This is a genomic window from Bifidobacterium sp. UBA6881 (assembly GCA_002451435.1).
Classification (GTDB): Bacteria; Actinomycetota; Actinomycetes; order Actinomycetales; family Bifidobacteriaceae; genus Bifidobacterium.
In genome coordinates, this window is sequence record DKCF01000076.1 from 54629 (window position 1) to 58927 (window position 4299).

Consider the following 4299-nt stretch of genomic DNA (forward strand, 5'->3'; position numbering starts at 1 on the left):
TGCCGATGGAGTCGAGCAGCTCGTCGGCCTGCAGTTCGACCGCTTTCACGTCGTCGGCGGAAGGCTCGTATTCGCCGGTGACGAACGCCTCGCCCGGCAGCACGATGCCGACCTGGCGTCCGAGAAGGTCGGACTTGAGGAAGTCGAGGATCTCGGTGAGCTTGCCGCGCACGCCGGCGCCCGCGGATTTGCCGGCGGCGGAGGTGAGCGCCACCTTCTTGCCGGTGAGCACGGTGGTTTTATCCTGGAACGTCGGGTCCAGCGGGCGGGACAGCCAATCCAGCAGGTTCTTCAGCGTTCCCGGATAGCTGTAGTTGTATTCGGGCGTGAATATCCACACGGCGTCCGCCTGGGAGACCTGTTCGCGCGCGTCGGCGATGGATGGCGGCGCGGGGAACTCCTCGCCTTGGTCGAACTGCGGAAGGTCGCGGTAGTCCAAAGTCGAAATCTCGGCGCGGCCATCCAGATGTTTCGCGGCCACATCGGCGAGACGCTGGTTGAAGGATCCCTTGCGGAGGGAGCCGATGACGAAAAGAATGCGCGGCTGCGGCATATGCATCTCCTTGGCGTGATACGGATACGGATACCCCCCGAGGGGTTATGGGCAATGATTGCAGAAGGTGTGAGCGGCGCAAGGGGTTTACGCTCACGGGAAAACCGGCCGCGGCGTGTGAGCCAATCTCATGGATTGTCCGCATCCCGGCGGTTTCGGGCGTTTCCATGGGGCCGGGGGCATACGGGCTGCGGCATACGGTGTGAAAAAGCCCACAAAATTCCACGAAGGCTCCGGAAGGGTCCCCAAAACGGTTGCCAACATTGAAGACACACCGTATGTAGTGTTCTTGGACACATCGAGACACTGCATGTTGTGGTCTTGATTTTTATTTTCGTTCGGATAAGGTTTCGCAACGTATCAACGACGCACGGTCGTGGAAGGACGCGAGACATGAACATCACGATATACACCAAACCGAACTGCCCGCAATGCTCGGCGACGAAACGTCAGTTCGACAGGCGCGGACTCGCATACACGGCCATCGACGTCACGGCCGACGCTCGCATCTCCGACAGACTGCGGAACGAAGGCTGGAGGCAGATGCCCGTGGTCCTCGCAGGCGACGAATCCTGGTCCGGATACCGGCCCGACAAAATCCGTGGTCTGGAGGCACCGGACCAATGAGCGCCCTGGTGTACTTCTCCTCGGCGTCCGGCAACACGGCGCGATTCGTCGATGCCTGCCGGCTGGATGAACTCGGTATCCGCACGCTGCGCCTCCCGCTGCTGCCGAACGAGCCGGAACTCCAGGTGGACGAACCCTACGTCCTGCTGACGCCGACATACGGCGGCGGAACGATACGCAAAGCCGTGCCCATACAGGTCAAACGATTCCTCAACGACGAACGCAACCGCAGCCACATCATCGGGGTCATCGCGTCCGGCAACACCAACTTCGGCGAGGCGTACGGCATCGCCGGTGACATCATCGCAGCCAAATGCCACGTGCCCCTGCTCTACCGGTTCGAACTGATGGGCACACAGGAAGACGCCGCGACGGTCCGCGAGGGACTGCGGACATTCTTCGACGAACGCACACAACGGGAACAACGATAACCATGACAGACAATCCAACGACGAACACCACGACCGCCGACGGCGCGACCTACGACCGCGCCCACGACTGGCACGCGCTCAACGCGATGCTGAACCTCTACGACGACCAAGGCCGAATCCAATTCGACAAGGACCGGCAGGCCGAACGCGAATACGTCGAAAGGCACGTGCTGCCCAACACCGTCCGCTTCGACTCCACCCGCGACCGACTCGACTACCTCATCGCGAACGGCTACTACGACGGATCCGTATTCGCACGCTACGACGCGGACTTCCTCGACGACTTCTATGACGACGTGGACCATTGCGGCTTCGAATTCGACACCTTCCTCGGCGCGTTCAAATTCTACCGGTCCTACGCGCTGAAGACCTTCGACGGCGAACGATACCTGGAGAACTTCCCCCAGCGCGCCGCAGCCGTTGCCCTCGCGCTCGCGGACGGCGACCAGATCCAGGCCAAGGCATACTTCGCGGAAATCGCATCCGGGCGCTTCCAGCCGGCGACGCCCACCTTCCTCAACCTCGGCAAAGCGCAAAGGGGAGAGGCCGTCAGCTGCTTCCTCGTCCGCATCGAAGACAACATGGAATCGATCTCACGCGGCATCAACGCCGCGCTGCAACTGAGCAAACGCGGAGGCGGCGTCGCGCTGCTGCTCAGCAACCTGCGCGAGGCCGGCGCCCCCATCAAACGCATCAAACACCAATCCAGCGGCGTCGTCCCCGTGATGAAGCTCCTGGAGGACTCCTTCAGCTACGCCAACCAGCTGGGCGCCAGGCAGGGCGCCGGCGCGGTGTACCTCAGCGCCCACCATCCCGACATCATGCGATTCCTCGACACGAAACGCGAAAACGCCGACGAGAAGATCCGCATCAAATCCCTCGCGCTCGGCGTGGTGATCCCCGACATCACCTTCGAGCTGGCCAAACGCCACGAACGCATGGCCCTGTTCAGTCCGTACGACGTCGAACGCGTCATGGGCAAACCGTTCGCCGACGTTCCCATCAGCGAAAACTACCAGGCCATGGTGGGCGACGACCGCATCGGCAAAACCTACATCGACGCGCGAGAGTTCTTCATGACCCTCGCCGAACTGCAATTCGAATCCGGATACCCGTACATGGTGTTCGAAGACACCGTGAACCGCGCCAACCCGATAGACGGCAGAATCACCATGAGCAACCTGTGCTCGGAAATCCTCCAGGTGCAGGAGCCCAGCGCCTACCACGAGGACCTCTCGTACGCGCATGTGGGGCGCGACGTCTCCTGCAACCTCGGATCCCTCAACATCGCCAAAGCCATGGACGGCGGACTCGCCCAAACGGTGGAACGGGCGATCCGCGCGCTCACCTCGGTGTCCGAACACACGGACATCACCTGCGTGCCATCCATCAAACGAGCCAACGACGAAGGCCACGCCATCGGCCTGGGACAGATGAACCTGCACGGATTCCTGGCCAGGGAAGCCATCATGTACGGTTCGCCCGAAGCCCTCGACTTCACCGACATGTATTTCATGACCGTCGCCTATCACGCCTACCGTGCCTCGCACGCGCTCGCCATCGAACACGGCACGCGTTTCGCCGGCTTCGAACGGTCCGACTACGCGAAACCGGCGGGCGAAGGCAACTACTTCGACAAATACACGGACGGCGCTCGCTCGCTGGCGCCGAAGACGGAAAAGGTCGCGGCGCTGTTCGCGAGCCGCGGCATCCGGATCCCCGATGCGGAGGATTGGAAACGCCTGCAGGACGACATCATCCGCGACGGCATCTTCAACCAGTACCTGCAGGCCGTGCCGCCCACGGGATCGATCTCGTACATCAACCATTCCACGAGTTCCATCCATCCGATCGCGTCGAAGATCGAGATACGCAAGGAAGGCAAAATCGGCCGCATCTACTATCCGGCGCCGTACATGACCAACGGGAACCTCGACTATTACGCGGACGCGTACGAGATCGGATGGAAGGCCATCGTCGACACCTACGCCGAGGCCACGCGACACGTCGACCAGGGATTGTCCCTGACCCTGTTCTTCCCCGACACGGCGACCACCAGAGATCTGAACAAGGCGCAGATCTACGCGTGGCGCAAGGGCATCAAAACACTGTACTACATCCGGATACGCCAGCAGGCGCTGTCCGGGACCGAAGTGCGGGGCTGCGTCAGCTGCATGCTCTGAATTCGGCAAACCCAAGGAAAGGAGCCGACCATGTCACCCATGGTCTACCGCGCGGTGCTGCGACTGACGGCACCGGACGAATACCGACGCCTGTACGGACGCGGCGGAAAACCAATCGGAAACAACAGGACGACCAGAAAGGACGGCCGGCATGGCACCGATATCCGTACCGCGCAAGCGGCTTAGGCTCATCGACCGCGTGAGCGCCATCAATTGGAACAAACTCGAAGACGACAAGGACCTCGAGGTATGGGATAGGCTGACCGGCAACTTCTGGCTGCCGGAGAAAGTGCCGGTATCCAACGACCTGCCGGTCTGGCGGAGCATGGGGGAGGCGGAGCGCACGCTGACCATGCGCGTGTTCACCGGCCTCACCCTGCTCGACACCATTCAGGGGACCGTCGGCGCGGTCAGCCTCATCCCCGACGCGCTCACCCCGCATGAAGAGGCCGTCTACACGAATATCGCGTTCATGGAATCGGTCCATGCCAAAAGCTATTCGTCG

At 61.8% G+C, this 4299-nt stretch carries 5 protein-coding genes; 4 read left to right on the plus strand and 1 reads right to left on the minus strand.

Annotated features, from left to right (window positions below):
* On the minus strand, window positions 1-553 hold a 553-nt coding region (locus B3C64_RS05915; RefSeq protein WP_291534390.1), incomplete at its 3' end, for an NADPH-dependent FMN reductase.
* A gap of 393 nt (window positions 554-946) precedes the next feature.
* Here B3C64_RS05915 and nrdH point away from each other — a divergent pair.
* The 4 genes from nrdH to B3C64_RS05935 all read left to right on the plus strand — a co-directional run.
* Window positions 947-1180 carry a glutaredoxin-like protein NrdH gene (gene nrdH, locus B3C64_RS05920; RefSeq protein WP_291534392.1) on the plus strand — a complete coding sequence of 78 codons (234 nt, stop codon included), beginning with the start codon at window positions 947-949 and terminating at the stop codon, window positions 1178-1180.
* Complete coding sequence (gene nrdI, locus B3C64_RS05925) at window positions 1177-1611, plus strand: class Ib ribonucleoside-diphosphate reductase assembly flavoprotein NrdI (RefSeq protein WP_291534394.1); 435 nt, start codon at window positions 1177-1179, stop codon at window positions 1609-1611. The genes nrdH and nrdI overlap by 4 nt, the downstream gene beginning before the upstream one ends.
* A 2-nt stretch (window positions 1612-1613) precedes the next feature.
* Window positions 1614-3794: a class 1b ribonucleoside-diphosphate reductase subunit alpha gene (nrdE, locus tag B3C64_RS05930; RefSeq protein WP_291534396.1), complete on the plus strand. Its 2181-nt coding sequence runs from the start codon at window positions 1614-1616 to the stop codon at window positions 3792-3794.
* Window positions 3795-3945: 151 nt separating this feature from the next.
* Window positions 3946-4299, plus strand: a 354-nt coding sequence (locus B3C64_RS05935) for a ribonucleotide-diphosphate reductase subunit beta (RefSeq protein WP_291534397.1), incomplete at its 3' end; no start/stop codon positions are given.